General features: G+C 71.6%; 22 protein-coding genes. 10 read left to right on the top strand and 12 right to left on the bottom strand.

Going from position 1 to position 22,238, the window contains the following annotated elements; all coding sequences use genetic code 11:
- Positions 1-210: 210 nt before the first annotated feature.
- Positions 211-885: a hypothetical protein gene (locus ACFPZI_RS24340; RefSeq protein ID WP_381366691.1), complete on the top strand. Its 675-nt coding sequence runs from the start codon at positions 211-213 to the stop codon at positions 883-885.
- A 156-nt stretch (positions 886-1,041) separates the two neighbouring features.
- Here ACFPZI_RS24340 and ACFPZI_RS24335 read toward each other — a convergent pair whose 3' ends face one another.
- The 3 genes from ACFPZI_RS24335 to ACFPZI_RS24325 are packed head-to-tail and all read right to left on the bottom strand — an operon-like array spanning position 1,042 to position 4,196.
- The gene (locus tag ACFPZI_RS24335) at positions 1,042-2,175 is read right to left on the bottom strand and encodes an Mrp/NBP35 family ATP-binding protein (RefSeq protein ID WP_381366688.1); all 1,134 of its coding nucleotides are present in this window, start codon (positions 2,173-2,175) and stop codon (positions 1,042-1,044) included.
- A gap of 43 nt (positions 2,176-2,218) precedes the next feature.
- Entirely contained in the window at positions 2,219-2,830 is a 612-nt protein-coding gene (locus ACFPZI_RS24330) for a DUF1003 domain-containing protein (RefSeq protein ID WP_381366685.1), read from the bottom strand.
- Positions 2,820-4,196, bottom strand: a complete 1,377-nt coding sequence (locus ACFPZI_RS24325; protein ID WP_381366682.1) for a magnesium transporter MgtE N-terminal domain-containing protein — start codon at positions 4,194-4,196, stop codon at positions 2,820-2,822. The genes ACFPZI_RS24330 and ACFPZI_RS24325 overlap by 11 nt, the downstream gene beginning before the upstream one ends.
- A 247-nt stretch (positions 4,197-4,443) precedes the next feature.
- Here ACFPZI_RS24325 and ACFPZI_RS24320 point away from each other — a divergent pair, with 247 nt between their 5' ends.
- Positions 4,444-5,247, top strand: coding sequence for a hypothetical protein (locus ACFPZI_RS24320; protein ID WP_381366679.1), 804 nt, complete (start codon positions 4,444-4,446; stop codon positions 5,245-5,247).
- Positions 5,248-5,269: 22 nt separating this feature from the next.
- Here the strand turns inward: ACFPZI_RS24320 and ACFPZI_RS24315 are convergent, their stop codons facing one another.
- Together ACFPZI_RS24315 and ACFPZI_RS24310 are read right to left on the bottom strand one after the other, a co-directional pair.
- Positions 5,270-5,794: a hypothetical protein gene (locus ACFPZI_RS24315; protein ID WP_381215397.1), complete on the bottom strand. Its 525-nt coding sequence runs from the start codon at positions 5,792-5,794 to the stop codon at positions 5,270-5,272.
- A gap of 101 nt (positions 5,795-5,895) precedes the next feature.
- Complete coding sequence (locus ACFPZI_RS24310; protein ID WP_381366676.1) at positions 5,896-7,014, bottom strand: magnesium and cobalt transport protein CorA; 1,119 nt, start codon at positions 7,012-7,014, stop codon at positions 5,896-5,898.
- Positions 7,015-7,594: 580 nt separating this feature from the next.
- Between ACFPZI_RS24310 and ACFPZI_RS24305 the strand changes: the two genes are divergently transcribed.
- The 4 genes from ACFPZI_RS24305 (at position 7,595) to ACFPZI_RS24290 (ending at position 10,966) form a co-directional block, all read left to right on the top strand.
- Positions 7,595-8,179, top strand: a complete 585-nt coding sequence (locus ACFPZI_RS24305) for a suppressor of fused domain protein (RefSeq protein ID WP_381366673.1) — start codon at positions 7,595-7,597, stop codon at positions 8,177-8,179.
- A gap of 352 nt (positions 8,180-8,531) precedes the next feature.
- A complete protein-coding gene (locus ACFPZI_RS24300) occupies positions 8,532-9,176 on the top strand; it encodes a DUF6758 family protein (RefSeq protein WP_381366670.1) in 645 nt (214 codons plus the stop codon).
- A 172-nt stretch (positions 9,177-9,348) separates the two neighbouring features.
- The gene (locus tag ACFPZI_RS24295; RefSeq protein WP_381366667.1) at positions 9,349-10,206 is read left to right on the top strand and encodes a PHP domain-containing protein; all 858 of its coding nucleotides are present in this window, start codon (positions 9,349-9,351) and stop codon (positions 10,204-10,206) included.
- A 154-nt stretch (positions 10,207-10,360) separates the two neighbouring features.
- Positions 10,361-10,966 carry a MarC family protein gene (locus ACFPZI_RS24290; RefSeq protein WP_381366665.1) on the top strand — a complete coding sequence of 202 codons (606 nt, stop codon included), beginning with the start codon at positions 10,361-10,363 and terminating at the stop codon, positions 10,964-10,966.
- Positions 10,967-11,071: 105 nt separating this feature from the next.
- On the opposite strand, the gene ACFPZI_RS24285 is transcribed toward ACFPZI_RS24290, so the two are convergent.
- Positions 11,072-11,224 carry a hypothetical protein gene (locus tag ACFPZI_RS24285; protein WP_381366662.1) on the bottom strand — a complete coding sequence of 51 codons (153 nt, stop codon included), beginning with the start codon at positions 11,222-11,224 and terminating at the stop codon, positions 11,072-11,074.
- A gap of 247 nt (positions 11,225-11,471) precedes the next feature.
- Here ACFPZI_RS24285 and ACFPZI_RS24280 point away from each other — a divergent pair, with 247 nt between their 5' ends.
- The gene (locus ACFPZI_RS24280; RefSeq protein WP_381215376.1) at positions 11,472-12,365 is read left to right on the top strand and encodes an NYN domain-containing protein; all 894 of its coding nucleotides are present in this window, start codon (positions 11,472-11,474) and stop codon (positions 12,363-12,365) included.
- On the opposite strand, the gene ACFPZI_RS24275 is transcribed toward ACFPZI_RS24280, so the two are convergent.
- Both ACFPZI_RS24275 and ACFPZI_RS24270 read right to left on the bottom strand, forming a co-directional pair.
- On the bottom strand, positions 12,362-13,366 hold the full coding sequence (locus tag ACFPZI_RS24275) for an alpha/beta fold hydrolase (RefSeq protein ID WP_381366659.1): 1,005 nt from the start codon (positions 13,364-13,366) through the stop codon (positions 12,362-12,364). The two genes, ACFPZI_RS24280 and ACFPZI_RS24275, sit on opposite strands and share 4 nt — an antisense overlap.
- A 102-nt stretch (positions 13,367-13,468) precedes the next feature.
- Positions 13,469-15,871 (bottom strand): DEAD/DEAH box helicase, encoded by a 2,403-nt coding sequence (locus ACFPZI_RS24270; RefSeq protein ID WP_381366657.1) that lies wholly within the window; start codon positions 15,869-15,871, stop codon positions 13,469-13,471.
- Between the two features lie 475 nt (positions 15,872-16,346).
- Between ACFPZI_RS24270 and ACFPZI_RS24265 the strand changes: the two genes are divergently transcribed.
- Positions 16,347-17,102 (top strand): ferritin-like fold-containing protein, encoded by a 756-nt coding sequence (locus tag ACFPZI_RS24265; protein ID WP_381366654.1) that lies wholly within the window; start codon positions 16,347-16,349, stop codon positions 17,100-17,102.
- Positions 17,103-17,155: 53 nt separating this feature from the next.
- Here ACFPZI_RS24265 and ACFPZI_RS24260 read toward each other — a convergent pair whose 3' ends face one another.
- The 4 genes from ACFPZI_RS24260 to ACFPZI_RS24245 all read right to left on the bottom strand — a co-directional run bounded on the left by ACFPZI_RS24260 (position 17,156) and on the right by ACFPZI_RS24245 (position 19,258).
- Positions 17,156-17,425 (bottom strand): hypothetical protein, encoded by a 270-nt coding sequence (locus ACFPZI_RS24260; protein WP_381366651.1) that lies wholly within the window; start codon positions 17,423-17,425, stop codon positions 17,156-17,158.
- A 335-nt stretch (positions 17,426-17,760) separates the two neighbouring features.
- Positions 17,761-17,988, bottom strand: coding sequence for a DUF3107 domain-containing protein (locus tag ACFPZI_RS24255; RefSeq protein WP_030220063.1), 228 nt, complete (start codon positions 17,986-17,988; stop codon positions 17,761-17,763).
- A gap of 170 nt (positions 17,989-18,158) precedes the next feature.
- Positions 18,159-18,803, bottom strand: coding sequence for a TetR/AcrR family transcriptional regulator (locus ACFPZI_RS24250; RefSeq protein WP_042172863.1), 645 nt, complete (start codon positions 18,801-18,803; stop codon positions 18,159-18,161).
- A gap of 227 nt (positions 18,804-19,030) precedes the next feature.
- Positions 19,031-19,258: a hypothetical protein gene (locus tag ACFPZI_RS24245; protein ID WP_381366648.1), complete on the bottom strand. Its 228-nt coding sequence runs from the start codon at positions 19,256-19,258 to the stop codon at positions 19,031-19,033.
- Between the two features lie 197 nt (positions 19,259-19,455).
- On the opposite strand from ACFPZI_RS24245, the gene ACFPZI_RS24240 reads away from it, so the two are divergent.
- Entirely contained in the window at positions 19,456-20,529 is a 1,074-nt protein-coding gene (locus tag ACFPZI_RS24240) for an alpha/beta fold hydrolase (protein ID WP_381366645.1), read from the top strand.
- 8 nt (positions 20,530-20,537) lie between these two features.
- Positions 20,538-22,067, top strand: a complete 1,530-nt coding sequence (locus tag ACFPZI_RS24235) for a DUF3152 domain-containing protein (RefSeq protein WP_381366643.1) — start codon at positions 20,538-20,540, stop codon at positions 22,065-22,067.
- Positions 22,068-22,238 lie beyond the last annotated feature (171 nt).

The raw sequence follows: 22,238 nt of genomic DNA, 5'->3' as shown, positions 1-22,238 counted from the left end.
TGTACGCCCCCGTGCACGTGACGCGTTTCATACTCCGTCAGAGCCCCGCATGGCCCGAACCGGACGCCCACGCGACCACGCGCCGGGCGGTTTCCCGGGCGCGCGCCCACGAGGTGGCTATGCTGCCCCAGTTGTTGTGCGGTCCGGACGAGTACGCCCGAAGGGGGGCGGGCCGCCCCCGGTCCGACGAGAGCGAGGAGGCATCCGGGCATGGAGACGACGAGTCGGGCAGTCGCGCAGGCGCCGGCCGCGGAGGACGGACGACCAGTCCCCTCCGCCCGGCGTACGGTCGACGGCTACCTGAGCGCGCCCTTCCCGTGGTACGGCCTCGACGAGGCGTTCACGGGGCGGCGCTGGCTGATGCAGGTCGGCACCGCGGCGGACGGAGCCGTCGAGCACGGATCGATCGGGCACGGTGACGAGCCCTCGGTACGCAGCGAGTACACGGCCGGCAACGGCCAGGAGGCCAAGGAGAAGTTCGCGGTCGCCGTGACGGTGGCCGCCAACCCGGTGCGCCGCAGCGCGGACGGCACCGGCCTGCTGGAGGCCACCTCCGTGTCCTCCGCGGCCTGGCTCGCCGGAGTGGGGCTGCTGTCGTTCACCTGGCCGGGCCAGATGGACCACTCGCTGCGCGACGACTGGCTGGAGCAGCAGACGGAGACGGCCTGGGTGCTGGCGGACGACCTCGACGGACCGGACTGGTCGACGCTGTCCCTCCCTGTGGACGGGGTACCGACGCCGTTCCACTACCGGGAGTCCGAGTTCGGCTGGGTGCTCGCGGGATCGACGCGGGCGGGCGTGCACGTCGGCGCGTACGGCCGGGGCATGAGCGCGTACGGCCTGGGCTTCGCCGTGGTCGAGGACATCACCGCCTACGCGTCCTGAACGGGGAGCGTACGGCGCGGGGGGAGCATGAGGCTCGACCCGAGCCGCGGAGCGCACCGCCGTCCCCGTACGGAGAAGGGCGCCGCCCCGAAGGACGGCGCCCCGGCCGGACACGGCACAACGGCTCTCAGGGCCCCGTACGGGTGCCGGGAGCGCTCAGAACTTGTTCCGGGGCGTGATGCCCAGTGCCAGGCCCGCCAGGCCCCGCTGGCGCCCGCCGAGTTTGCCGGCGATCGAGCGGAGCGCCGAGCCCGCAGGGGAGTCCGGGTCGGACAGCACGACCGGCTTGCCCTCGTCGCCGCCCTCGCGCAGGCGCATGTCGATGGGGATGGAGCCGAGCACCGGGACGTTGGCGCCCGTGGTCCGGGTCAGCCCGTCGGCCACCGACTGGCCGCCACCGGTCCCGAAGACATCGACCATCTCGTCGCAGTGCGGGCAGGGCAGACCGGACATGTTCTCGACCACACCGACGATCTTCTGGTGGGTCTGCACGGCGATGGAGCCCGCCCGCTCGGCCACCTCGGCCGCCGCCTGCTGAGGCGTGGTGACGACCAGGATCTCGGCGTTCGGCACGAGCTGTGCGACCGAGATCGCGATGTCGCCGGTGCCCGGCGGCAGGTCGAGCAGCAGCACGTCCAGGTCGCCCCAGTACACGTCCGCAAGGAACTGCTGCAGCGCGCGGTGCAGCATCGGGCCGCGCCACACCACCGGCGCGTTGCCCGGGGTGAACATGCCGATGGAGATGACCTTCACGCCGTGCGCGGACGGCGGCATGATCATGTTCTCGACCTGGGTCGGACGCCCGTCGGCGCCCAGCATGCGTGGCACCGAGTGACCGTAGATGTCGGCGTCCACGACGCCCACCTTCAGGCCGTCGGCCGCCATGGCCGCCGCCAGGTTCACCGTCACCGACGACTTGCCGACACCGCCCTTGCCGGAGGCGACCGCGTACACCCGGGTCAGGCTGCCCGGCTTCGCGAAGGGCACCTCGCGCTCGGCCTGGCCGCCGCGCAGGGCGTTCGCCAGCTCCTTGCGCTGCTCGTCGCTCATCACGTCCAGCGTGACGTCGACCCGGGTGACGCCCTCGAGCCGGGAGACCGCGTCCGTCACCCGTTGCGTGATCGTCTCCCGCATCGGGCAGCCGGAGACCGTCAGGTACACGGTGACCGCGACCGCCCCGTCCGCACCGATCTCCACCGATTTGACCATCCCGAGCTCGGTGATGGGCCGGTTGATCTCGGGGTCGTTCACTGTCGCCAATGCCTCGCGCACCGCGTCTTCCGTAGCCATGGTGTCGATGGTACGGCGCCCCGTGCGTCCCCCGGTAAGCCCGCTACCGGTCGTCTGCGTCACGTTCCGCAGGCCGCTGTGTCCGCATTGCCGCGATGGGGCCGTGGTGGTCCCGGTGTCCGTTCTGCCGTTCCTCGAGGTCCTTCATCATGTCCTGGAGCTCCGAACGGATCCAGTCGCGCGTCGCGACCTCCCCGAGTCCGATCCGCAGGGCGGCGATCTCCCGGGTCAGATACTCGGTGTCCGCGATCACCCGCTCGTCCTGCTTGCGGTCCTGCTCCAGGTTGACCCGGTCGCGGTCGTCCTGCCTGTTCTGCGCGAGCAGGATCAGCGGCGCGGCGTACGAGGCCTGGAGGGACAGCATCAGGGTCAGGAAGATGAACGGATACTCGTCGAACCGCAGTTCCTGCGGCGCGGAGACGTTCCACACCAGCCACACGATGATGACGACCGTCATCCAGACGATGAACCGGCCGGTCCCCAGGAAACGGGCGATCCGCTCCGACAAGCGCCCGAAGGCCTCCGGGTCCCACTCGGGCAGCAGCCGGCGCCTGGGCGGGCGCGGCTGGTCCAGCCGGGGCGTACGCACGCGGCCGGCGGCCGTGGCGCCCGCCGGATGCCGCTGCTCGCGCACACCGTCGCGCTCAGGTGCCATCGGTCACCACCCCCTCGTCGTCGTCCTCGACGTCCCGGCCGTCCCCGCCGTCCGCGTCACCGGTACCGTCCGCGCCCGTCGTGCCCCCGGCGTCGTCCGGGGCGCCGTCGTTCAGATGGAACTCGGTCTCCCGCCAGTCGTCGGGCAGCATGTGGTCCAGTACGTCGTCCACCGTCACCGCGCCCAGCAGCGCGCCCACCTCGTCGACCACGGGCGCCGCCACCATGTCGTACGTGGCGAAGAACCCGGCGACCACGGGCAGCGCCGCCTGCGGCTCCAGCGGCTGCAGATCGTCGTCGAGGATCGAGCCGACCAGCGTGTACGGAGGGTCGCGCAGCAGCCGCTGGAAGTGGACCGTACCCAGGTACTTGCCGGTCGGGGTCTCCTCCGGCGGACGGCACACGTAGATCTGGGCCGCGTGCGCCGGGGACAGGTCCGGGTTGCGGATGCGGGCCAGGGCGTCGGCGACGGTCGCGTCGGGCCTGAGCACGATCGGCTCGGTCGTCATCAGACCGCCCGCGGTGTGCTCCTCGTACGCCATCAGGCGCCGCATGTCGGCCGCGTCAGCGGGCTGCATCAGGCTCAGCAGCCGTTCCTTGTCCTCCTCGGGCAGCTCGGAGAGCAGGTCGGCGGCGTCGTCCGGGTCCATCGCCTCCAGGACGTCGGCGGCGCGCTCCTCCTTCAGCTTGCCGAGGATCTCCACCTGGTCGTCCTCGGGCAGCTCCTCCAGCACGTCCGCGAGGCGGTCGTCGTCCAGCGCGGCGGCCACCTCGGCGCGACGCTTGGGGGAGAGGTGGTGCAGGACGTTGGCCAGGTCGGCGGGACGCAGCTGCTCGAACGTGGCGAGCAGACTCTCGGCCCCCTGCCCCTGCTCCTCCAGCGAGAACCCGGTGACCGCCGACCACTCCACGGTCAGCGCTTCCCCCTTGCCCCGCCGAAACGTTCCACCCTTCTTGCCCTTGCGGACGAACACCCGGTCGATCACCCATCCCCGGCGGGCCGGCAGCTGATGCACCGACAGGTCGAGGACGGTGACCTCCTCACCGGTCTCCACGAGCGTCACCCTGCGGTCCAGGAGCTCGCCGAAGACGAGCCGCTCGGTGGGCCGCTGCTCGAAGCGGCGGACGTTGAGCACCCCGGTGGTGATGACCTGGCCGGACTGCACGGCGGTCACCCGGTTCATGGGCAGGAAGATGCGGCGCCGGTTGGGGAGTTCGATCACCAGACCGAGCAGCCTCGGCGGACGCCCGCCCACCCGCAGCATGACGACCAGATCGCGCACACGCCCCACCTGGTCACCGGCCGGATCGAAGGCGGCGACGCCGGAGATGTGCGAGACGAAGAACCGGGGGGCGCCCGCTGCCATGGCGGCGGCTCCTTTTCGTACGGGGCGGTGCTGCCGTGCGTGTGTGCTGCTGCTTGCGCAGGTCCTGCTGTCCTGTCCGCTGCCGCGTCGGTTGTCCGGATGGCCCGTTCGGGCGGCTTCAGGCTAGCCCGTCCCGATCAGCGGTGCTCCCGCGGCCGGTCCGGACGGACTGCCTCCGACCGGCCGGTACAGCCCCGGTAATCTGCGGTACGCCGTTCAGGTCCCCGTCAGAGAGGCAGCGCAACCTGTGACTCCGATCTCCCCGGGCCGTTCCCGCGCAGCCACGCTGGCGGGTGCCGTGTGCGTGCTGCTCGTGACCGGAATGACGCTCACGGGATGCTCCGAGGAAGTAGACCCGAACGAAGGCACCAACGGCGTCGGCAAGCTGTCCGCCGCCGAGATCCAGAACAGAACGCGGACGGCCGCCAAGTCGGTCGACACTGTGCGGCTGCACGGAAACGTCGTCACCAGCGGGCGTACGTACACGCTCGACATGCGGCTCAAGCCCGAGGGCGGCATCGGATCGGTCACCGCCGGGGGGCAGACGTTCCGGCTGCTGAAGGTCGACGACGAGCTCTTTCTGAAGGCCGACGCCAAGTTCTGGGGCCAGGCGAACGGCGGGGCCGGCAAGGACGGCGCGAAGGGCGAAGGCGAGGGGGAGGATGACGGTGGCGGTGCGTCGGACGCGGCGGCGGCCGGCAAGCTCGCCGAGAAGTACGTGAAGGTGCCGGAGGGCGACCCGTCGTACAAAAAGTTCATCGGGTTCGCGGACAAGGACGTCCTCCTCAACAGTCTGCTGACCCTGCACGGCACCCTCGCCACGGACGGCCACCACGAGCAGGGCGGCGTCCGCAGCATCCGCATCACCGGCGACAAGGGCTCCGGCGGCACCCTGGACGTCTCCCTCGCGGGCAAGCCGTATCCGCTGCGCCTGGTGCGCGCCGGCAAGGCGGGCACCCTCTCCTTCTCGGCCTGGGGCGCCGACTTCGCCCTGGAGAAACCGGCCAAGGACGAGACGCTGGACTACGGGGGTCAGCTCCCGACGTCGTAGGAGGAGCGGGCGGAGCGACCGGTCAGCGGCGCTTCCTGCGTCCCGCCAGCAGCCGTGGCAGGCCCGCGGGGGCCGGGTGCCGGGTCGTCACCGGGGTCGGCAGCGGGGGCTCGGCCAGGGAACCCTCGGGCAGCGGTGCCGTCGCCCCGGTCGGCTCCAGGCGCAGCACCCGGCACTCACGCGCCCAGCGCTCCGTCATCGCCTCGCCGTCGGGCGCGTTGAGCCGCTTGCCCTTGAGTACGGCGACCGCCGCGTCCCACTGTTCGGACCCGGACGGCAGCTCTACGACCGTCGCGGCCCAGGAGACCAGCCGGCCGCCCTTGTCCTTGCTGCGCACCGTCACCTCGGCCGGCCCGCCGTCCGCCAGCCCCGGCAGCGGCTGCTCCCCGGGCCCGTCGCCGACCAGGCACATCGCACCCTCGTGCCACACATGCCACAGCGGCCGGGCCGGGCCACCGGGCCCCCGGACCCAGACGAGGCCGGACTTCTTGGTGGCCTCCTCGACGAGGGCCCGGTCGAACAGCGCCGCACTGGTCGCACTTGTCATGGGCCCAGCCTATCCAGGGCCTCCGAGCAGGATTCCGGATCCCGGTGCCCATTCCGGCGCTGATCCCGGAGCCGATGTCGGAGCCGGTGTCGGAGCCGGTGTCAGAGCCAGCCGTTGCGCTTCAGCATGCGGTGGATGCCCAGGCAGAGGGCCACGATCACGCTGAGGATCACCGGGTAGCCGTACTTCCATTCCGTCTCCGGCATGTAGTCGAAGTTCATGCCGTACACCCCGCAGACCATCGTCGGTACGGCGATGATCGCGGCCCACGAGGTGATCTTGCGCATGTCCTCGTTCTGCGCCACGGACGCCTGCGCGAGATTGGCCTGGAGGATGGAGTTGAGCAGCTCGTCGAAGCCGATCACCTGCTCGTGCACCCGGGCCACGTGGTCGGCGACGTCACGGAAGTACTTCTGGATCTCCGGGTCGATCAGCCGCATCGGCCGTTCGCTCAGCAACTGCATGGGACGCAGCAGCGGCGACACCGCCCGCTTGAACTCCAGCACCTCCCGCTTGAGCTGGTAGATCCGCCCGGCGTCGGTGCCGCGCGGGGTGCCCCCCCGGTCCGGCGAGAACACCTCCGTCTCCACCTCGTCGATGTCGTCCTGCACCGCGTCGGCGACCGCGATGTAACCGTCGACGACGTGGTCGGCGATGGCGTGCAGGACCGCCGAGGGCCCCTTGGACAGCAGCTCGGGGTCCTCCTCGAGGCGGTGCCGCAGGCCCCGCAGGGAGCCCTGGCCGCCGTGCCGGACGGTGATGAAGAAGTCCCGGCCGGTGAAGCACATCACCTCACCGGTCTCGACGACCTCGCTGCTGGAGTTGAGCCGGTCGTGGTCGAGATAGTGGATGGTCTTGAAGACCGTGAAGAGCGAGTCGTCGTAGCGCTCCAGCTTGGGCCGCTGATGGGCCTGGACGGCGTCCTCCACGGCCAGCGGGTGCAGCCCGAACTCGAGGGCGATACCGGCGAACTCGTCCTCGGTCGGCTCGTGCAGGCCGATCCACACGAAGCCCGAGTCCCGGCGCACCAGGCGCATCGCCTCCTGAGGGGTCAGCGGGCTCTCGGTCTCCACACGGCGGCCGTCGCGGTAGACGGCGCAGTCGACGACCGCGGTGGTCGTCGCCGAGTCACGGGTGGTGTCGTACGGGGCGCTGCTCTCCTTGCGCAGCGCGACACGGGAGGGACGGACCACGGCGCGCAGGTCGCGGATCATCGACATGGCGGGCTCCTTCGCGAAACGGGCAACGAAAGGCGCCGGCGCGACGGGTGGAACCACCCGGAATGAGGACGTCCTGACCAGAGATGACCCGGCCTCCGGGAAAAGCCCGGGCAGGGGATGTTTGGCACGTCCACAAAGCGGGGAGCACCGCACCGTCGCGGTGGCGAGTCTCGTCGCTGATGCAGCTACTGGGGCAGATCAGTCGGAACGAAACGAAATGCTCTTCCGATGAAGACGCGATGATGCGAGGTGACAGCCGGAACGGAGCAGCTACCTCAACGGGTGGAAGAGCGGGTGCTACTGCACGGTCGACTTCGGTCCATGCCAGCCCCACCTCCTCCGGCCGGTCCCTCGTAAGGGACGATCCTCATCCCCTGAGGGGATTCCCCCCGTAGGGGGAGTGTCATAGCGGTACCAGGGCTCCGGCGGACTCTCCCAGTGCCCTGAAAATGCCCTGCCGGGCCTGGGCGTTGCCTGGGGGGCCTACTACGTGCTGCCCCGAACCATCGGGCCACACTAGCAGCCGACCGTGTGTCAAGGCGCCGCTTCGCCTGCTGCCGACGAGTTCTATGCTCGCCGCATGGCAGACGTTCTTCCTTTGGTCGAAGCTCGGTTGGTTACGGCTCTGGGTGAGCCGGACGCGCGCGCGGCGGTCACCTTTCTGGGTACGGACCGCGTCGAGGTGCTGCGCTTCCAGGAGGGCGACATCGTGCGCTACGCCACCCTCGGCATGTCCGCGCAGCCCATGGCCGACCCCACGGCGGTGATCGCGGATCCGGTCGCGGGCCCGCGCGCGGAACTGGTGCTGTCGGTGCGGAGCGGTCTCGCCGACACCGACAAGGTGCTCCGACCGCTCGCCGTGCTCGCCGCGTCCCCGCAGGTCGAGGGCGTGGTCGTGGCCCCCGGCGCCTCCCTCGACGTCGGCGAACCGCTGTGGCCCGGAGCCCCGTTCACCTCGGTGCTGGTCGCCGAGCCGGGCGGTCTGGTGGAGGGCCTGGAGCTCGACGAGCCCATGGAGCCCGTACGGTTCCTGCCGCTGCTGCCCATGACGCCGAACGAGGCCGCCTGGAAGCGGGTGCACGGCGCCCAGGCACTGCAGGAGCGCTGGCTGACCCGGGGAACGGATCTGAGGCACCCCACCCGCGCCTCCGTCGCGCTGGACTGACGTGTTCCCCGCAGGGGCGGGCGGCCGCTCGCCAAAGTGAGCAAGCTCACCTGTGCCGGGCCGTCAACGGTGAGCCGTGGCACCTCAGTTGGCGAGGGAGACCGGTGAGGGCGACGGCGGTCGGGTGCCGACCGGGGCGGCCGGGGGCGGCCGGGTCGGTCGGGGGCGGCCGGGTCGGTCGGTCGTGGCGGGGCGCGCGCCACGGATGCGGGCACCGGATGCGGCATCGGACGCGCGGTGTCGTAGTCCGAACCGGTCGGTGTGTGCCGTTTCCGGTTCCCGGGTGACCGGTTCGGGCCGGACGGGTGATCGTCCTTGACGTGGCGGGTCGGGGGTAGGACCGTGGGGCCCTATGAGAGGCGAACCCAGTTGCCCGAAGTGTGGTGGCCGGGTCAGGGCTCCCGGCCTCTTCTCCGATGCCTGGCAGTGCGATGCGCACGGCCCCGTGCATCCGGTCCAGCCCGTGATACCGCCGAGCGTCGAGGCTCTCGACGTCGTCGTGCACCGTACCCAGGTGCCGGTGTGGATGCCGTGGCCGCTGCCGGTGGGCTGGCTGTTCACCGGTGTGGCCAGTGCGGGTGACGACCGCAGCGGCGGCCGCGCCACCGCCGTCGCGTGCACCGGACCCGGACCGCTCGGCGGCATGGGCGAGCTGATCCTCGTGGCCGAGGAACTCGGCGTCGGGCTCGGCGCGCGGTACGCGGGCGTCGACGGCCCGGACCCGGGGCCGTACCTGGATGTGGAGAAGCCCGCCGACACCAAAGTGCTGGCCGCCGGCCGCCCGACCCCGCTCTGGCACGTCTCCAGGACACCGGACGACCGGGCCGTCTTCGCGGGCGAGGCGCTCGGGATGTGGCTGTGGGCGGTGGTGTGGCCCGAGCAGTCCGGGCTCCTGATGTACGACGAGCTGATCCTCACCGATCTCCGGGACGCCGGGGCCGAGGTGGAGCTGGTGCCCTGCGGGGCACTGTCGCCGCGGCTGATGGAGACGCCGTGACGGGTGGCGGCGGGAGGGGCGGCGCGGGGGACCGGCGCGGAGTGCGCGCGTAGAGGCGCGGGGTGCGTGTGTAGGGGGCGCCAGGCAGGTTCGGGTGTGACGGAAGCGCGCGGAAGTGCGGTTATCCTGAAGCGTCCCCCTGTCCGCCCGTCACCGCTTGGAGCAACGCGTCGTGCGTATCGATCTGCACACCCACTCCACCGCGTCCGACGGTACGGACTCCCCGGCCGACCTGGTCCGCGCGGCCGGCGCTGCCGGTCTCGACGTCGTCGCGCTGACCGACCACGACACCACCCGCGGCCACGCCGAGGCCCTCGCCGCACTCCCCGCGGGGCTCACGCTGGTGACCGGCGCCGAGCTCTCCTGCCGGTACGACGGCATCAGCATGCACATGCTGGCCTACCTCTTCGATCCCGAGGAACCGGCGCTGCTCGCCGAGCGCGAACTGGTCCGGGACGACCGTGTGCCGCGGGCCCAGGGCATGGTCGCCAAGCTGAACGGCCTGGGTGTGCCCGTAACCTGGGAGCAGGTCGCCCGGATCGCCGGCGACGGCTCGGTGGGACGCCCGCACATCGCCACGGCACTCGTCGAGCTGGGTGTGGTGGAGACGGTGAACGACGCCTTCACCCGGGAGTGGCTGGCGGACGGCGGCCGGGCCCACCTGGCGAAGCACGAGACCGACCCCTTCGAAGCGCTCCGGCTGATCAAGGGCGCGGGCGGGGTGGCGGTGTTCGCCCACCCGGCCGCGAGCAAGCGCGGCCGGACCGTACCGGAGTCCGGCATCGCGGAACTGGCCGAGGCCGGTCTCGACGGCATCGAGGTCGACCACATGGACCACGACCCCGAGACCCGGGCGCGGCTGCGGGGCCTCGCGAAGGAACTGGGGCTGCTCGTGACCGGGTCCAGCGACTACCACGGCAGCCGGAAGAGCTGCGTGCCCGGCGAGTTCACCACGGACCCCGAGGTGTACGGCGAGATCACGCGCCGTGCGACCGGCGCGTTCCCGGTGCCGGGGGCCGGCGGCGCCTGAGCCGCCCGTACCTCCTCGGGCCCGCCCCGTGCCGGGGCGGCGCCCGCTTTCTCCTTGAGTTTGCTCGTTGAGCACTCCTGAGCACGCGCCTTCCCCAGTGCCGCCTGCTCACTGTTCTCCCTCACCCCTCGTTTCGTTTCCCAGCAAGGCAGACATGTTCGACGTCGCCGTCTTCGGCTCCCTCTTCCTGACCCTCTTCGTCATCATGGATCCCCCCGGGATCACCCCGATCTTCCTGGCCCTGACCGCGGGCCGGCCCACCAAGGTGCAGAAGCGGATGGCCTTCCAGGCCGTCTGCGTGGCCGGTGGCGTGATCGTCCTGTTCGGGCTGATCGGGCAGCAGATCCTCGACTACCTGCATGTGTCCATGCCCGCGCTGATGATCGCGGGCGGGCTGCTGCTCCTGCTGATCGCGCTCGACCTGCTCACCGGCAAGACCGACGAGCCCCAGCAGACCAAGGACGTCAATGTCGCTCTGGTCCCGCTCGGCATGCCGCTGCTGGCCGGGCCCGGCGCGATCGTGTCGGTCATCCTCGCGGTGCAGAAGGCCGACAGCGCCTCGGCCCAGGTGTCGGTGTGGGTGGCGATCCTCGCCGTCCACGTGGTGCTGTGGCTGGTGATGCGGTACTCGCTGCTGATCATCCGGGTCATCAAGGACGGTGGGGTGGTCCTGGTGACGCGGCTCGCGGGCATGATGCTCTCCGCGATCGCCGTGCAGCAGATCATCAACGGGGTCACGCAGGTGATCCGGGGCAGCTGACCACGCCGCCCCACCCCGCGCCACGCAGGACGCACGGAGCCCCCGTACGCATCGGAGGCGGTACGAGGGCTTCGGAACAAGCGGTACGGGACCCGGCGTCCTGCGTTACGAGGCCGATGTGTCGGCCGGGCGGATCCACAGGCGCTGCCCGATGGCGGCGGCCTGCTGCACAATGCGGTTGACGGAGGCGGCGTCCACGACGGTCGTGTCCACGGCGGTGCCGTCGACGTCGTCGAGTCGCATGATTTCGAAGCGCAAGGGCTTCTCCCTTCGTCTGGTCATCCTCCTGAAGGAGAACTACTGGGTGGACGGCCACGGGCCGGACCGGTCCGTGTTCCATCAATGGTTAACGGTTTGCCTGCTGCAAACATTCCCTACGCTAAGGAAATTCTTCGATGGCTAAAGGCTGACGGGATACTGACGGGATGCCGACGGGCGAATGTTTCGAAGGAGACCGATCGGGACTGGTTGTGTTCGCACAGTGACCGCCGGGACAATGGAGACGATGAACGACGACCTGGCGGACCTGAACTCCCGCATCGACCGCACGAACGAGCTGCTCCAGCGCATGCTCGCCGAGGTGGCGAAGACGCCCTCCACGCACGCGATCTTCGTCGACGCGGGCTATCTGTACGCGGCGGCGGGGCGGCTGGTGGCCGGGACGGAGGACCGCCGGGCTTTCGACCTCGACGCCGAGGGACTCATCGACGCCCTCATCGACCGGGCCCGCACCATCTTCGCGGACAGCAGACTGCTGCGCGTCTACTGGTACGACGGCGCCAGACGCCGCATCCACACCGCCGAGCAGCAGACCATCGCAGAGCTCCCCGACGTCAAGGTCCGCCTCGGCAACCTCAACGCCAACAACCAGCAGAAGGGCGTCGACTCCCTGATCCGCTCCGACCTGGAGTCACTGGCCCGGCACCGAGCCATCAGCGACGCGGCTCTGCTGGGCGGCGACGAGGACCTGGTCTCGGCGGTCGAGGCCGCCCAGGGGTACGGCGCCCGCGTCCACCTCTGGGGCATCGAGGCACCCGAGGGCCGCAACCAGGCCGAGCCCCTGCTCTGGGAGGTCGACAGCCAGCGCACCTTCGACCTCGACTTCTTCAAGCCGTACGTCTCCCGGCGCACGGCCCCCGGGTACGAGCCGACGACAGGCCGGCCCGCCCGCGAGGACGTCCGCTTCGTCGGTGCGCAGATCGCCGCGAAGTGGCTCGCCGAACGCGGCCGGGACTCGCTGGTGGAACTGCTGCCCGGCCATCCCTACCTGCCCGGCTCGGTCGACCAGGACCTGCTGGTGGAGGCCGAGGGTCTGCTGCAGTACTCCCTGCGCGGCCAGGCCGACCTGCGACGCGCCCTGCGCGACGGCTTCTGGGCCCACCTCCAGGCGCAGTACTAGACGAGGGCGCCGGTGCCGTTGTGGTGGGCCCGGAGACCGTCCCAGAAGGTGGCGAGGGCGTGTGCGGTGGGTTCGGGCCGGTCGACGGTGGGGGAGTGCTCGGCACCGGCGACGACCGTGCGGTGCGCGTTCAGGCGTACGGCCATGGCGTCGAGGTCCGGCACCGGCCAGGTGTCGTCGTGCGCACCCGACAGCACGTGGAACGGCAGCGGTACAGCGGCGAGTTCGGTGACCAGATCCGGCTCTACGCACAACTGTCGCCCAGTAGAAAGTAGTTGAGCTGGGCTGGTGCCCAGCCAGCGGCGGCGCAAATGCTCCTGGCCGCCGAGCCCGCGCGCGGGGCCGCCGACCTCCTCCGGCGGGCCCATGGCCAGGATCGCCTCCCAGCACTGCGCCATCGTCATCCGGGAGAGCGCGTCCCGCAGCAGCTTCACGCGTTGTTCCTGGGAGACGGAGATCCGGGCGGGGCCGGACGAGATCAGGGTGAGCGAACGGAAGAGGGAGTGGTCCTCGAGCACCGCCGCACGGGCGATCTGGCCGCCCAGCGAGTGTCCGACCAGATGCAGCGGTAGGTCCGTGCCGAGCGCCTCCGCCTGGGCGAGCACGTCCCGCGCCAACTGCGCCCGCGCGTAAGCGGACTCGTCGTCCACGGGCCCGTCCGACTCGTACTGCCCCCGCCCGTCCACGGCGACGCTGCGGTACCCGCGTGCGGCGAGCGGCCCGTGCACCAGCGTGAAGTCCTCCTTGCTCCCCGTGAACCCGGGCAGAGACAGCACGACCCCCTTCGGCTCGACCCCGCCGGCCGGCGGCACGTCGACGACGGCGAACTCCCCACGGGAGGTGCGGAGTCGGTACGCCCGAGCGCCGGCCGGCAGGACGGAGGAGGGAGCGGAAGGGGGAGAGGAAGAAGCAGGAGGGAGGAGGGAAGGAGGGGAAGCGGGTGCGGGGTGGCTGGTCACGGGGTGAGGGTAGCTGGCGCAAGACCGCGGGTGGGGGTCCATGCCTGCCGGGTGAAGCGCTGCCGGGTGACGCCTGCCGGAGCACGCCGACGGCCCGGTCCCCACGGGTGTGGGGACCGGGCCGTCGGGCGTTGCCTCGGTGGGTCAGGCGTCCGCGGGCTCCGCGGGGGCCGTTGCCGCGGCCTTGCGGGTACGGCGGACCCGGGGCTTCGCCTCGGCCTCCACCTCCGCCTCGGCCTGTGCCGGGATGCCGGCGGTGGTCGAGGCGGCCTCGGTGGTCGCGGTCGCCTTGCGGGTACGGCGGCGGGGCTTGTCCTCGGCGACCTCGACAGCCTCTGCGGCCTTGGCGGCGTCGACGGCCTTGGCGGCCGCCGTCTTCCTGGTGCGCTTGGGCTTCACCTCGGCCGTGGCGTCCGCCATGGCCTCCGGCTCCTGCACGGCGGTGGCCGCCTTGCGGGTGCGGCGCGGCTTGGCCTCGGTGGCCTCGGCCGTGTCCACGGCCGTCTCCGCCTTGGCGGTGGCCTTGCGGGTACGCCGGGGCTTGGTCGCCACGGTCTCCGCCGGCTCGGCCTCGGAAGCGGCCTGTGCCGGGATGCCGACGGCGGTCGCGGTGGCCTCGGCGGTCGCGGTGGCCTTGCGGGTGCGGCGCGGCTTGGTCCGGTCCGGCTCCGGTGCGGATTCGGCGGTCACCTCGGCGGTGTCCACCACCGCCTCGGCAGCCGAAGGCGCAGTCGCGGCCGCGGACTTGCGGGGCCGGCGGCGACGCGGTTCGGCGGCGGGGGCCTCGGACTCCCCGGTCGCCGGCGTCGTCCCGGTCACGGCGGTGCTCTCGGCCGACGGGGCGACGGCGATCGCCACCGCCGCGTCGGCCTCGACCGGCGAACCGGCCGGGGTCGCGGTGTCGACGGCTGCCGTCTCCGCGGACCTGCGGGAACGGCGGCGGCGCGGCTTCGACGGGGCCTCGGGGGTCTCCGGGTGTTCCAGAGCGTCTTCGGAGGTGCCCTCCACCGCCGCGACAGCGGCCTCGGCGGACTCCACGGGACCGGTGGACTCGACCGCGGTCACCAGGGCGGTCGTGGCCTCGGCCGGGGCTCCGACGCGCATACGGCGACGGCGACGCGGGGTGCGGGGAGCCGTGCCGGCCTCCGCCTCACCGGTGTCCTCGACGGCCGGGGCCGCCGACTGCTGCGCCGGGTCGCTCAGCGACGTACCGCCACGCGTACGGCGACGGCGGCGCGGCGTACGGGCCGGACTCTCGTGGTCGGCGGACCGGGAGTCGCCCCGGTGGTCGGCCCGCTCACCCCGGTCGGCCCGCTCGTTGCGGCCACCGCGTCCGCGCGGGCCACCACGGCCGCCCGGCTCGCCCAGGTCCTCCAGCTCCTCCGCGGCGAGCCCGGCACGGGTGCGCTCCGAGCGCGGCAGGACACCCTTCGTGCCTTCGGGGATGCCGAGGTCGGTGAACAGGTGCGGGGAGGTGGAGTACGTCTCCGGCGGGTCGCTGAAGCCCAGGTCCAGCGCCTTGTTGATCAGCTGCCAGCGCGGGATGTCGTCCCAGTCGACCAGCGTGATCGCCGTACCCTTCGCCCCCGCGCGGCCGGTACGGCCGATGCGGTGCAGGTACGTCTTCTCGTCCTCGGGGGACTGGTAGTTGATGACGTGCGTGACACCGTCGACGTCGATGCCGCGGGCGGCGACGTCGGTGCAGACGAGCACGTCCACCTTGCCGTTGCGGAAGGCGCGCAGCGCCTGCTCGCGGGCGCCCTGGCCGAGGTCGCCGTGGACCGCACCGGAGGCGAAGCCGCGCTGCCCCAGCTGGTCGGCGAGGTCGGCGGCGGTGCGCTTGGTGCGGCAGAAGACCATGACCAGGCCCCGGCCGTCCGCCTGGAGTATCCGCGAGACCATCTCGGGCTTGTCCATGTTGTGCGCGCGGTAGATGAACTGCGTGGTGTTCGCGACCGTCGCGCCCTCGTCGTCCGGCGCGGTGGCGCGGATGTGCGTGGGCTGCGACATGTAACGGCGGGCCAGCCCGATGACCGCGCCCGGCATCGTCGCCGAGAACAGCATGGTCTGGCGGCGGGCCGGAAGCAGGTTGATGATCTTCTCGACGTCGGGCAGGAAGCCCAGGTCGAGCATCTCGTCGGCCTCGTCGAGGACGAGGGCCTTGACATCCTTCAGGTTCAGCTTCTTCTGCCCGGCCAGGTCGAGCAGCCGGCCCGGGGTGCCGACGATCACGTCGACGCCCTTCTTCAGGGCCTCGACCTGCGGCTCGTAGGCCCGTCCGCCGTATATCGCGGTGACGCGGACATTGCGCACCTTGCCGGCGGTCAGCAGGTCGTTGGTGACCTGCGTGCACAGCTCGCGGGTGGGGACGACGACGAGCGCCTGCGGCGTGTCCGTGAGGTCCTCGGGCTTCGCACGGCCCGCCTCCACGTCCGCGGGGACGGTCACGCGCTCGAGGAGCGGAAGGCCGAAGCCCAGCGTCTTGCCGGTACCGGTCTTGGCCTGGCCGATGACGTCCGTGCCCGACAGGGCCACGGGGAGCGTCATCTCCTGGATGGGGAAGGGGGTGATGATACCGACGGCTTCCAGGGCCTCGGCGGTCTCGGGGAGAATCCCGAGCTCTCGGAACGTAGTCAGGGTGCTGCCTCTTCTGTGTGCGCGGTGCGAGGCGAGCGCGGGGGTCGTCTATGGACCGTGCCGGGGACGTCGGCTGCCTTACGGGGATGCCGTAGGGCACGGGACCACTGCCGACGCTCTAGCGCTCGTACCGCTGAGGGTCCCTCCGATCGTCGTACGCAATGTGCCGTACGGTCAGGGAGAGCGGTCGGGGCGGAGCCGATCGGGCCTCCGACCGGGCATCCTCATACATGCGCCCTGTCGACTACGTCAGAGTATTCGGCGGGCGCATTACCACCATACCCCGGATTCGCGCACACACCATGGCCGATTTGGCCACGTAGTCGTCGTCACACGTGTTGACCAGCACCGTACGGCCCGCGATGAGCGGGCTATTGTGCGGATTATGACGAGCTCTGACAAGCCTGACCGCGCCGCGGACACCCCCGACATCCCCGCCGCGCCCACCGGCGTCGCGGCCATGGACTGGGCCACCGCTGCCGCCGATCCGCAGTACCGCGCCGCCGTCGTGGACCTGCTCGGCGCGCTCGCGTACGGCGAGCTGGCGGCGTTCGAGCGGCTCGCGGACGACGCCAAGCTGGCGCCCACGCTGGAGGACAAGGCGGAGTTGGCGAAGATGGCGTCGGCCGAGTTCCACCACTTCGAGCGGCTGCGCGACCGGCTGGCCGAGGTCGGCGAGGAGCCGACCGCCGCGATGGAGCCGTTCGTCGCCGCGTACGAGGGCTTCCACAAGCAGACGGCGCCCTCCGACTGGCTCGAGGGACTGGTGAAGGCCTACGTCGGCGACTCGATCGCCAGTGACTTCTACCGGGAGGTCGCGGCCCGGCTGGACTCCGACACCCGCGCGCTGGTGCTGGCCGTGCTCGACGACACCGGGCACGGCGGGTTCGCCGTGGAGAAGGTGCGCGCGGCGATCGACGCGGACCCGCGCATGGGCGGGCGGCTCGCACTGTGGGCGCGTCGGCTGATGGGTGAGGCGCTGTCCCAGTCGCAGCGGGTGGTGGCCGATCGGGACGCGCTGTCGACGATGCTCGTCGGCGGGGTCGCGGACGGCTTCGACCTCGCCGAGGTCGGCCGGATGTTCTCCCGGATCACCGAGGCCCACACCAAGCGGATGGCGGCCCTGGGCCTGGCGGCCTGAGAGCCGCCCGGCTTCGCCCGGCTCCGTCGGGCGCCGGTGTCGGCGGCGGCCGGTCAGGCGGTCGCCGACCGGCCGCGGAGTCTGCCCGCGGGGCGCAGCAGTAGCGACAGCGACGCCACGGAGACGATCGCCGCGCCGAACAGGGCCGTCAGCAGGTTGCCCGCGTCCAGCGCGCTCTGCGTGAGGAACGCGCCCAACAGTGCCCCGGCCACACCGGTCGACAGGACCAGGGCGCGGGCGGGGAGGCGGTGCGGCAGGCGGCGCGTGGCCGCCCATGCCAGACCCAGGCCGAGGATCACTGAACTGAGCGCTTCCAAGAGCATGTCGGGGTTCCTCCCACATGGCCGGCCTGCTCGCATCGGTCGTAGCCCGTTTTACCCCTGACCTGCGGAACCCAATCCTCCCCTGTACGGGACCTGTGTCCCGTCCGTGCGGGCGGAGACGGTGGCACGCGGCGGCGGAAACAGCCTGGGACACATGGGATACCCAGGGGGGAACGGCAGGGGAGAGAAGCCGGACGGAGTAGACGCGGAGAGCTGCGCAGAGGCGCCGGCCGGGAGAGAGCGGAGCGATGGAGAGGCACGGAGCGGGACGTGGAAGGGCCCGGCGGTTCGAGGTGCCGAGCCGCCGGGCCCTTTCCGTGTCTGCCGGTCGTCGCCTACAGCGCGCCGAAGCCCACCTTGCGCGGGGCCGGCTCGCCGATCTCGATGTATGCGAGACGGTCGGCCGGGACCAGGATCTTGCGACCGTGCTCGTCCACGAGGCTCAGCAGCTGAGACTTCCCGGCCAGCGCCTCGGCCACCACGCGCTCGACCTCCTCGGCGCTCTGACCGCTCTCCAGAACGATCTCGCGGGGCGCGTGCTGCACGCCGATCTTGACCTCCACGGCTATGTCCCTCCGACGGTCAGTGAAGTGCGCGACCTTCCGCGCCGTACCCAGCACACATTAGCCCGGTGCGGGAACGTGCACGCTCCGCCCCCGCAACGCCAGGAGCGAACAGCCGACGGGAAAACACACGGCAGCCCCCGCCGACTCGCACGCGCTGCCCGGCGCTGTCAGAACTGCTGCTCGCTGCCGTGCAGCGGGAATCCGGCGATGCCCCGCCAGGCCAGCGAGGTCAACAGCTGGACCGCCTGGTCGCGCGGCACACTGCGGTCGCTGTGCAGCCAGGACCGCGCGACCACCTGGGCCAGACCGCCCAGCCCCGAGGCGAGCAGCATCGATTCCTGGCGCGACAGCCCGGTGTCCTCGGCAATGACGTCGCAGATCGCCTCGGCGCAGTCGTTGGTGACCCGGTCCACGCGCTCGCGCACGGCGGGCTCGTTCGTCAGGTCGGACTCGAAGACCAGACGGAAGGCGCCACCGTCGTCCTCGACGTACGCGAAGTAGGCGTCCATGGTCGCCCGTACGCGCTGCTTGTTGTCGTGCGTCGACGCGAGCGCGTGGCGCACCGACTGGATCAGCGACTCGCAGTGCTGATCCAGCAGTGCCAGATAAAGGTCGAGCTTGCCCGGGAAGTGCTGGTAGAGCACCGGCTTGCTGACGCCCGCGCGCTCGGCGATGTCATCCATCGCCGCCGCGTGGTAACCCTGCGCGACGAACACTTCCTGGGCGGCGCCCAGGAGCTGGTTCCGTCGGGCACGGCGCGGCAGGCGTGTACCCCTCGGGCGCACGGTCTCTGTCTGCTCGATGGCTGTCACGCCGCCTCCCATTGTCGTCCACGTACGGTGTGAACCGCGCCGTCATCGTACTTTTCGGTAACCGTGCTGTGCGCGGTGAGAGCGCAGAATTTCACGGACCGGACGACGCCGAAAGCAGTACGGACAGTTTCAAAAGCTGCCAGACGGGGCAAAGTGAAACCTCGCTTCCGCGTGTGCCTTCCTTGTGAAGGCGCCCTTCGGCGGCCTCCCCGGCTCTCTCATCCCCGTCACCGGTAGTCGTCCTCGTCGAGGGAGACGATCCTGGCCTGCTCGGCGAGATCCGCCTCGTTGGCCCGGTCGGTATCGGCGCCGGTCAGCGGGTCGTCGCGGTCCGGGCTGAGGTCCGCGAGCTGTTCGGCCGTATCGGCCTCCGGCGCCTCGACGCCGTGCTCCAGGCCTTCGCGGGCGTCGTCGGCTTCCTCGAACGTCTCGGGATCGGTGGGGTCTATGGCCATGACTGGGCTCCCTTCCTACGGATGTCCCCGGAGCATGCGGGGGCCACATGCGGGTGCCCTGGGTACGAGCCTAGGAGACACCCGGTCCGGGCGCTATGCGATCCGCGACCGGGATGTGACACGGTGCGCACACGGTGGGGTCGGCCTGTGATCGCCGACACACGAACCCTGGCGTGATCATCTCGTAATATTGCCGCATGTCTTCGACCGACCTGCCGTCCGTTCCGCCCGCGACCGTGCTTCCCGAAGCGGCCGCCGTGAGGGTCGCCGAGGGCGAGCGTCTCAGGTCGGTCGCGCTCCCGGGCGTCACCCTGTCCGTGCGGTCGAGGCCGCCCGCGCGCGAGGGGCTGCCGCCCGCGCTCCACATCCACGGGCTCGGGGGGTCGTCGCAGAACTGGTCGTCGCTGATGCCCTTCCTGGAGGACGTCGTCCACAGTGAGGCCGTCGACCTTCCGGGCTTCGGCGACTCGCCGCCCCCGGACGACGGCAACTACTCGATCTCGGCGCACGCACGCGCGGTGATCCGTTATCTCGACGCCGCCGGGAGCGGCCCCGTACACCTCTTCGGCAATTCGCTCGGCGGCGCGGTCGCCACCCGCGTCGCCGCCGTACGCCCCGATCTCGTCCGCACGCTCACACTCGTGTCACCGGCCCTTCCCGAGCTGCGCGTGCAGCGCACCGCCGTGCCGACGGGACTGCTGGCGCTGCCCGGGGTGGCCCAGCTGTTCACCCGGGTCACCCGGGGATGGTCGGCGGAACAGCGAGTCCGCGGCGTCGTGGCGCTCTGCTACGGGGACCCCGGGCAGGTGTCGCCGGAGGCGTTCCGCCACGCCGTGCAGGAAATGGAGCGGCGGCTGCGGCTGCCGTACTTCTGGGACGCCATGGCACGCTCCGCGCGGGGACTCGTCAACGCGTACACCCTCGGCGGCCGGCACGGGCTGTGGCGCCAGGCCGAGCGGGTGCTCGCGCCGACCCTGCTGCTGTACGGCGGCCGGGACCAGCTCGTCGGCTTCCGGATGGCCGAGCGCGCGGCCCGCGCGTTCCGCGACTCCAGACTGGTCACCCTGCCCGACGCGGGGCATGTGGCGATGATGGAATACCCCGAGGCGGTGGCTGCCGCGTTCCGTGAACTCCTTTTGGATACAACGGATTCGGCGGAGGAGGGGGATACTTTGGAGCCGAGCGCGCAGGGCGCTCCGGGCTCGGCCGCCGGCATCGCCGCGGACGAGGCCGCCGACGGCGGGACCACCGCCGAGAACCTGAGGGGCTGAGGCGCGACGTGGGACGCCACAGCCGCCGTGGACCCGCGCCCAAGGGTGACGCCCGCCCGGCGCGGGATACGACGCCTCCGGAGCAGGGGGCGACCTCCGGCGGAACCGGCGCGTACAGCCCGTACGGCTCTGCCGGGCAGGGAGCGCCGGGCCAGGGCCCTCTTACGGGACCCCGGGCACCCGCCCACGGGGTGCCGCGCCTGCCGGACGGCTGGCTTCCGGACGGGACACCGGCGCATGGAGTGCCACGCCTGTCCGACGGCACCCCCGCCCATGGCCTGCCCCGCGTTCCCGACGGCACCCCCGTGCACGGCGTTCCGCCTGCCCGTGGCGGCGGACATCCCGAGCAGCGGGAACCCGGCGGCGGCTGGGGCGAGTGGGGGGGACCGGACGCGGGAGCCGGGTACACCGGGCCGGTCAGCCGGGCCGTACCCCTGCCGCGCCAGCGCCAGGCGCCGCCCGAAGGACCGCGAGGGCCGCAGGGACGGCGAGGGCCGCAAGGCCCGCGACAGGACTACCTCGACGCCTTCGTCGAGGGCGACGAGGTCTTCACGCCCCGCCGGCCCGCCGCCCGCCTGCCCTCCGCCACGCACCCCGCGCACCCCTATGACGCCGTCACCGACTGGAACACCGCCTCGGCCGCCCGGCCCCCGGCCGGCACCGACGGCGCCGCGCCGCCCACCGGAGCGCCGGCACAGACCAAGGGCGCCAAGGGGCGCGCGTTCACCGGGATCGCGGCCGCCGCCGTCACCACCGTGCTGGCGGTCGTCGTGGCCGGCCAGGTCGCCGACGGAGGCGACGGTTCCGACGGTTCCGACGACCTCCAGGCGCAGTCCGCCCCCGAACAGGCGGCGCGCGACGTCCATGACCCCGGCGCGAACGGAGGCGCGGGCGATGAGCAGAACACGTCCCCGGGCGCCTCCCGCGCCGCCGGGCCGCTGACGTACGCGCAGAAGATGGACAAGAAGTACCCGCTCGGCGCCACGGCCGAGGGCTCGGGGAAGTTCGACGCGATCCCCGGCATCGCCGCCGCGCCGGGCACGGGGCAGAAGATCACCTATCGCGTGGACGTGGAGCGGGGGCTCGGTCTGGACGGCGCGCTCTTCGCCGAGGCGGTGCACAAGACGCTGAACGACAACCGCAGTTGGGCGCACAACGGCGCCCGCACCTTCGAACGCATCCACTCCGGCACTCCCGACTTCGTCATCACTCTCGCCAGTCCCGGGACGACCGCCGACTGGTGTGCCAAGTCCGGCCTGGACACCACGGTCGACAATGTCTCCTGCGACTCGGCCGCCACCGACCGCGTCATGATCAACGCGTTCCGCTGGGCGCAGGGCGCCAAGACGTACGGCGAGGAGATGTTCACCTACCGCCAGATGCTGATCAACCACGAGATCGGCCACCGCCTCGGGTACAACCACCTCACCTGCGACAAGGACGGCGATCTGGCCCCGGTCATGCAGCAGCAGACCAAGTTCCTCGACCACGACGGAATCAGCTGCCTGCCCAACGCCTGGCCGTATCCGAAAAGCTGACGGACGCGTCGGAGCCGGCACGGGGGGCCGTGTGTGACCGTGCCGCCGTGTCCGTGTTCGTGTTCGTTGCCGTCCGCATGCCCATCTGATCTCTTAGCGCGACCAAACGCGCCCCGCACCGGAAAGTTACGACCGTTCACCCCTTTTGGTGGTGCGACGGACAACCGTCCA

It is taken from the genome of Streptomyces chlorus (genome assembly GCF_042655885.1).
Taxonomy (GTDB): domain Bacteria; phylum Actinomycetota; class Actinomycetes; order Streptomycetales; family Streptomycetaceae; genus Streptomyces; species Streptomyces chlorus.
The sequence above is the reverse complement of the archived record's forward strand: the minus strand, read 5'-3'. Positions and strand labels throughout refer to the sequence as shown.

What these genes read in the sequence shown, in the direction of transcription:
- ACFPZI_RS24300 (WP_381366670.1), top strand. Translation starts at nt 8,532, where the DNA reads ATGAGAGGCGAACCCAGTTGCCCGAAGTGTGGTGGCCGGGTCAGGGCT.
- ACFPZI_RS24335 (WP_381366688.1), bottom strand. Translation starts at nt 2,175, where the DNA reads ATGGCTACGGAAGACGCGGTGCGCGAGGCATTGGCGACAGTGAACGAC.
- ACFPZI_RS24275 (WP_381366659.1), bottom strand. Translation starts at nt 13,366, where the DNA reads ATGGACCCCCACCCGCGGTCTTGCGCCAGCTACCCTCACCCCGTGACC.
- ACFPZI_RS24240 (WP_381366645.1), top strand. Translation starts at nt 19,456, where the DNA reads ATGTCTTCGACCGACCTGCCGTCCGTTCCGCCCGCGACCGTGCTTCCC.
- ACFPZI_RS24270 (WP_381366657.1), bottom strand. Translation starts at nt 15,871, where the DNA reads ATGACGCTCCCCGTGGCCCTGTCGGGCACGGACGTCATCGGCCAGGCC.
- ACFPZI_RS24340 (WP_381366691.1), top strand. Translation starts at nt 211, where the DNA reads ATGGAGACGACGAGTCGGGCAGTCGCGCAGGCGCCGGCCGCGGAGGAC.
- ACFPZI_RS24325 (WP_381366682.1), bottom strand. Translation starts at nt 4,196, where the DNA reads ATGGCAGCGGGCGCCCCCCGGTTCTTCGTCTCGCACATCTCCGGCGTC.
- ACFPZI_RS24280 (WP_381215376.1), top strand. Translation starts at nt 11,472, where the DNA reads ATGAACGACGACCTGGCGGACCTGAACTCCCGCATCGACCGCACGAAC.
- ACFPZI_RS24310 (WP_381366676.1), bottom strand. Translation starts at nt 7,014, where the DNA reads ATGTCGATGATCCGCGACCTGCGCGCCGTGGTCCGTCCCTCCCGTGTC.
- ACFPZI_RS24315 (WP_381215397.1), bottom strand. Translation starts at nt 5,794, where the DNA reads ATGACAAGTGCGACCAGTGCGGCGCTGTTCGACCGGGCCCTCGTCGAG.
- ACFPZI_RS24245 (WP_381366648.1), bottom strand. Translation starts at nt 19,258, where the DNA reads ATGGCCATAGACCCCACCGATCCCGAGACGTTCGAGGAAGCCGACGAC.
- ACFPZI_RS24260 (WP_381366651.1), bottom strand. Translation starts at nt 17,425, where the DNA reads ATGCTCTTGGAAGCGCTCAGTTCAGTGATCCTCGGCCTGGGTCTGGCA.
- ACFPZI_RS24330 (WP_381366685.1), bottom strand. Translation starts at nt 2,830, where the DNA reads ATGGCACCTGAGCGCGACGGTGTGCGCGAGCAGCGGCATCCGGCGGGC.
- ACFPZI_RS24305 (WP_381366673.1), top strand. Translation starts at nt 7,595, where the DNA reads ATGGCAGACGTTCTTCCTTTGGTCGAAGCTCGGTTGGTTACGGCTCTG.
- ACFPZI_RS24265 (WP_381366654.1), top strand. Translation starts at nt 16,347, where the DNA reads ATGACGAGCTCTGACAAGCCTGACCGCGCCGCGGACACCCCCGACATC.
- ACFPZI_RS24290 (WP_381366665.1), top strand. Translation starts at nt 10,361, where the DNA reads ATGTTCGACGTCGCCGTCTTCGGCTCCCTCTTCCTGACCCTCTTCGTC.